Below are 4,723 nucleotides of genomic sequence, written 5' to 3'. Positions count from 1 at the left end.
GAAGATAACAGAAACAGCCTGCGCAATTTCACCGTCATTAGCATCAATAACAGGAGCGGTAGCCGCTATAGCAGAGCCCCCACAAATTGAGGAGCCCACGCCGATAAGCGTCGCTGTTTTTGCGGGAATCTTCAGGAGCCTTTGTAGAACAAACGCGACAATCAGCGACGTTGCAATTGTAAACACAATCACAGGCAAGGAGGTGACACCAATCTTTCCAAGGGTTGACAGATTGAGGCCAAACCCCAACAGTACAACCGCAAGTTGAAGCACTTTTTTAGAAGTAAACGCAACGCCATATTTCAAGTCAGCCCTAAGCGGAACCCCCAGGACCAAAATCATACTCATAAGAATCGCCAGGACAGGTGCTCCCATAAGGGCAAAAACGTCCGTTTGTTTTACAATAAAACAAGCTATCACTGCTATCACCAGGCACAAGGTGACGCCAGGAATTATTTTTTTGATGTCCTTCATCAATAGTACTCCCTTTTGCACGTTGCTAACGATAGAACAATTTCGTGCCAATGTTATCTGCCGTAGCCTTCTCAAAATACAATTGGCCAAGTGCAATATCGCTAGTGGAAAGCCCACGGTGCCAGAAGAGAATCTTTTCGTCATCTGACTCACGTCCGGGCTTTTTACCTGAAACGATCTCGCCAAGTTCTGCGTACAGAGTCTTTTGCGTCAATTTTCCCGCACGGACATGAGGGCTGAGACTCCCCAGTTTCCCACCTTCTTTGCATTGGTTCCAGTCGTCCACCACAACCTTATCCATTACATCGGTTAAGGATATCTCATTCGCACAGATTGTACCATAAGGAACAACCAAGTTGCCAGGTCGAACCCACTCAGTCTTCAAAAGCGGTTGTGGCTCGGTCAGGCGTGTGGCCTCCACCATAATGTCAGCCCCTTCCAAACACTCTTGACTGCTGTGGGTTAACGTTATTTTTTTATGAATACGTTCTTCCAGCTGCGCTGCAAAAGCCTCCATAGATTCCTGACGTTTGCTGTTAATGCGTATCTCATCGAAATCAAAAAGATGATCCAACAGGACAACGTTCCAAAATGCAGTACCGCGACTGCCGAGATGCCCCAGGATTTTGTTCTTTTTCTTCGCCAGATATTTTGCGCCAACGGCTGTAACAGCTCCGGTTCGCATAGAAGTGATCGCTGTCGCATCGATAACGGCATACGGCGCTCCCGTCTCGGGGTCAAAAAGATTCAACAACGCCATCTCTGAGGGAAGGTTCTTCTTGTAGTTATACACATAATCGCCAACGACCTTGACCCCCACTGCCCGTTTAGGTTCAATGTACCCCCGCAGAACATTAAAATGTCCGTTATACTCCGAGTTGGGATTGATATGCACCCTGGGCTCTATAGAGGTCTTGCCCTCCCCCTGCGCTGCCAGGCTTTCTTCTATAGCTTGAATGATTTCTTCGTCGTCCAAGTGGATGCTCTCTATGTCCTTTGAACTTAAATATAAAATTTCCATAACCATCACCCTCAATCTATATTGGCACCACTAATATTTGTCCCTGTATTCGCCTTGGATTTCACGATTGAAGAACGTTTTCAAGAACGCGCACAGTTGTAGAACAAACACGCTCAAAACAACAAACGCACCTACAGCAGAGAGTTGTCTTGCGCCATCAACCCCACGGACACCGCCCGCGAAAGCTCCCATGATAACGGAAACCGCCCCGATGATGATACCCCAAACCAATTTCAGGGAGCCGGGGGCCTCGTCCGATGTGCGGTCGCTTGAAACGCACAGAGAGGCCAGGGTATGCGTGATAGAATCGGCAGCCGTGCTAAACGACAGGAGAAGTGTCACCATAACAACCGGAATCAGAACGATGCCGAGATTCATCGGCAAGTGTTGCAAAAATCCCCATACCGCCGCAGTCGCTCCGTTTTCTTTGAGGATGCTCACCAGGTCAACAACACCGTTCATCTGCCAATTCAGCGCTGTGCCGCCCCAGACTGAAAACCACACCAAGCCAAATATTGACGGAAGTATCCAGTTGATGATCATGAACTCCCGAATCGTCCTTCCATAGGAAATTTTTGCCAAGAACAATCCCATCACTGGCGCATAAGCGATCCATACCGTCCAATCAAACAGCGTCCACCAGGCAGTCAAGGCCTCTCCTCCAATATCTATGGGATCAAGTCCCCAAAGCCAAAAATTGTTCAGCCATTCCCCAAGCCCAATAGGAAGCGTTTTGCATATCTCGACGATAGGCCCCGTGAAGAACAGGACAATGAGAAGGGCATAGAATATTTTGCTGTTAAGCGTTGCCAACTTCTTGATACCTTTATCAAGGCCCGTATAAGCGGCCCCCGTGAAAATAGTCGTTGTGATAATCCCCAACACAATCCAGGTCATGGTCCCGGTCTCCATGCCGTAGGCCACCTTGAAGCCGTTAATGACAAATGCCAGCCCCGTCCCCAAGCCACATGCCATGCCAAGAACGATACCAATCGTGCAGAGTGTGTCCACAAGGCTGGCGACCGCAGGACTGTCCGCCCAATGGCCAATAACAGGTTTAATTGTGGCAACGACCGAGAAATTCTCCTTCTTGTTAAAAAACAGATACGCGATCAAAAGGCCGGTAATACAATAAAATGCATAGGGGACAAAGGTCCAGTTGTAGAAGCACCTTCCCATGGCAAAACGGGCTGCCTCCACCGTCTGCGGCTGAATGCCCAATGTATCCAGTTCACCGTAGACGTTGCCAAAATAAACCATTGGCTCATTGATTCCCCAGTTGACGATACCGACGGAGATGCCACCGGTCAAAGCCATGGCAAACCACGTCCTGAATGGATACTTAGGCTGAGCGTCCGGTCCACCGATGCGTATGTTTCCAATCCTGCCAAACGTGACGAGGACAATGGCAAACAGGCAAATGACTGCGATAATTTGATAAAGCCAGCCGAAATTCAAAAGTGAAAAGCGGAAAACAGCCCTGCACGCCGACTTCAGCCAATCATTTTTTAAAATCCCGACAATAATAGCGAGGGTCATAAACAGAAACGAAGGATAAAAGACCCCCTTGCGAAGAGTACGTTTCACTCGCATTTCTTTTTGCTCCAACATTTATTTCCCCTCCTGTATTCATCAAAATATGTTCAACTGTTTTTCAGACCTAATAGTCCGCCAGAACGCAGAAACTCGTGCGTGCGTTCAATATGGCTATGGTCGCACGTACTTCCTCAACCGTCGCATAATTCCCTACAGCGACAGAATGAGAATGGAGCATGTTGTCGTTGAAGCGCGTTATAGACTCCTTCGTAACTTTCTTATCCTTATTCCAACCGACCCCACGATTACAACCATAAATTGGCACACCTCTCGCAGACAGCTCAAAGACCAGCTTCCGCCCTTCAATCAAGCGCGACATGACTTCGTCAGGAACCGAAACTGTCCACATATCGCAGCTGATTCGCTTGACGTCATTCACGGTCAATCTCGAGCCAGTGAGTTTCACTTCCCTGTTCAAACTCTCACTCCCTTCCCTGCGGATTGCTTATGAAATTCGTTATTTTACCAGTAAGTTTAGTTTATCTCGTGAACTACTTATTGTAAAATAGTAATTAATGGATGTATCATAAGGTAAAGCAAATACATCTAAAATCTTGTAGGAATTATTTTAACTTTAGGATTCTCGAAGGGAGAAACGCTCAAGATGACTCTTCGTGAAATGCATATCTTCATAGAGGTTTGTAAAACCGGCAGCATGACCGAGGCAGGACGACGCCTTTTTATCTCTCAGTCCACTGTCAGCCAGGTCATTCTGGCCCTTGAAAAGCAGTATCACTTGAAGCTTTTTGAGCGAAACAAGAAAAGGTTGATCATTACCGAACAGGGCAAAATAATGCAAAATAGTTGCATAAAAATTTTATCCGAGGTCGAAGAATTGGAATATAGTCTGAGTCATATGGGACAAAAGCATATACGCGTTGGTACAACGCTGATTTCCTCCAGCAGTGTTCTGGATCAAATCTGGAGTGCATACCACCTCGCCTGTCCCGATGTTCGTACTCAAATTATCGTCGAAGACAATGAATCCTTGGTGTACAAGCTTCAAAATCATGATTTAGATGTTGTCATTACCGAGCAAAACGTTGAAGCCAGAGATATGTTTTGCAGGAAGTTTGCGGAGGACGTATTCGTCCTTATCTGTGCGGAAGGAAACGAGTTTTTTAACAGGGACAGGATTCAGCTCAATGAATTGCACGGGAAGCAGCTCATTACCCGCGAGAGAGGGAATCCTACGAGGGAATTAATTGAGCAAGTCATGGCTGAACAGAACATTCTTATTCATCTCATTGAATTTAATAACATTGACATCATCAAGGCAGAGGTCATAAAAAAGCATGGCATCGCCATCATGGCACGTCGTCTTCTCGTTCAGGAACTGCAGCGTAGACTTCTACGGGCAATTCCAATCGCAGACCTCAAGAAAAAACGCTCCTTCTACGTTCTCTCACAAATTCATTCGCTCTCGAATCCCATCATCGAACAATTCATCAAAATTTGCCAGTCTATCGCATAGAGCCCATTTCTCGCCTGGCACCAACGGAAAATGTCATAACGCTTGAATCTTTGGTGGTTATTCACCAGCTGAGTGAACATCCACCTTAAATATTGAATGCTATGCGTGTAAGTTCTTATCCTAAAGACATTCTGATACCAAATCGCGTTTAATATGGA

At 46.5% G+C, this 4,723-nt stretch carries 5 protein-coding genes; 1 reads left to right on the top strand and 4 read right to left on the bottom strand.

Annotated elements, in window-relative coordinates; genetic code table 11:
• The 4 genes from SY1_RS11990 to SY1_RS12890 all read right to left on the bottom strand — a co-directional run.
• On the bottom strand, positions 1–474 hold a 474-nt coding region (locus SY1_RS11990), incomplete at its 3' end, for a YeiH family protein (RefSeq protein WP_208873890.1).
• Positions 475–499: 25 nt separating this feature from the next.
• Positions 500–1,495: an ornithine cyclodeaminase family protein gene (locus SY1_RS11985; protein ID WP_015557178.1), complete on the bottom strand. Its 996-nt coding sequence runs from the start codon at positions 1,493–1,495 to the stop codon at positions 500–502.
• 30 nt (positions 1,496–1,525) lie between these two features.
• A complete protein-coding gene (locus tag SY1_RS11980) occupies positions 1,526–3,106 on the bottom strand; it encodes a BCCT family transporter (protein ID WP_015557177.1) in 1,581 nt (526 codons plus the stop codon).
• Between the two features lie 49 nt (positions 3,107–3,155).
• Positions 3,156–3,470: an aromatic amino acid lyase gene (locus SY1_RS12890; RefSeq protein WP_409152229.1), complete on the bottom strand. Its 315-nt coding sequence runs from the start codon at positions 3,468–3,470 to the stop codon at positions 3,156–3,158.
• Positions 3,471–3,695: 225 nt separating this feature from the next.
• Here SY1_RS12890 and SY1_RS11970 point away from each other — a divergent pair, with 225 nt between their 5' ends.
• Positions 3,696–4,565 carry a LysR family transcriptional regulator gene (locus SY1_RS11970; RefSeq protein ID WP_015557176.1) on the top strand — a complete coding sequence of 290 codons (870 nt, stop codon included), beginning with the start codon at positions 3,696–3,698 and terminating at the stop codon, positions 4,563–4,565.
• Positions 4,566–4,723 lie beyond the last annotated feature (158 nt).

Source organism: Fretibacterium fastidiosum (genome assembly GCF_000210715.1).
Lineage (GTDB): Bacteria > Synergistota > Synergistia > Synergistales > Aminobacteriaceae > Fretibacterium > Fretibacterium fastidiosum.
The sequence above is the reverse complement of the archived record's forward strand: the minus strand, read 5'-3'. Positions and strand labels throughout refer to the sequence as shown.

Bases quoted from the DNA above. Each gene is read 5' to 3' on its own strand.
- SY1_RS11985 (WP_015557178.1), bottom strand. From the start codon at position 1,495: ATGGAAATTTTATATTTAAGTTCAAAGGACATAGAGAGCATCCACTTG.
- SY1_RS11970 (WP_015557176.1), top strand. From the start codon at position 3,696: ATGACTCTTCGTGAAATGCATATCTTCATAGAGGTTTGTAAAACCGGC.
- SY1_RS11980 (WP_015557177.1), bottom strand. From the start codon at position 3,106: ATGTTGGAGCAAAAAGAAATGCGAGTGAAACGTACTCTTCGCAAGGGG.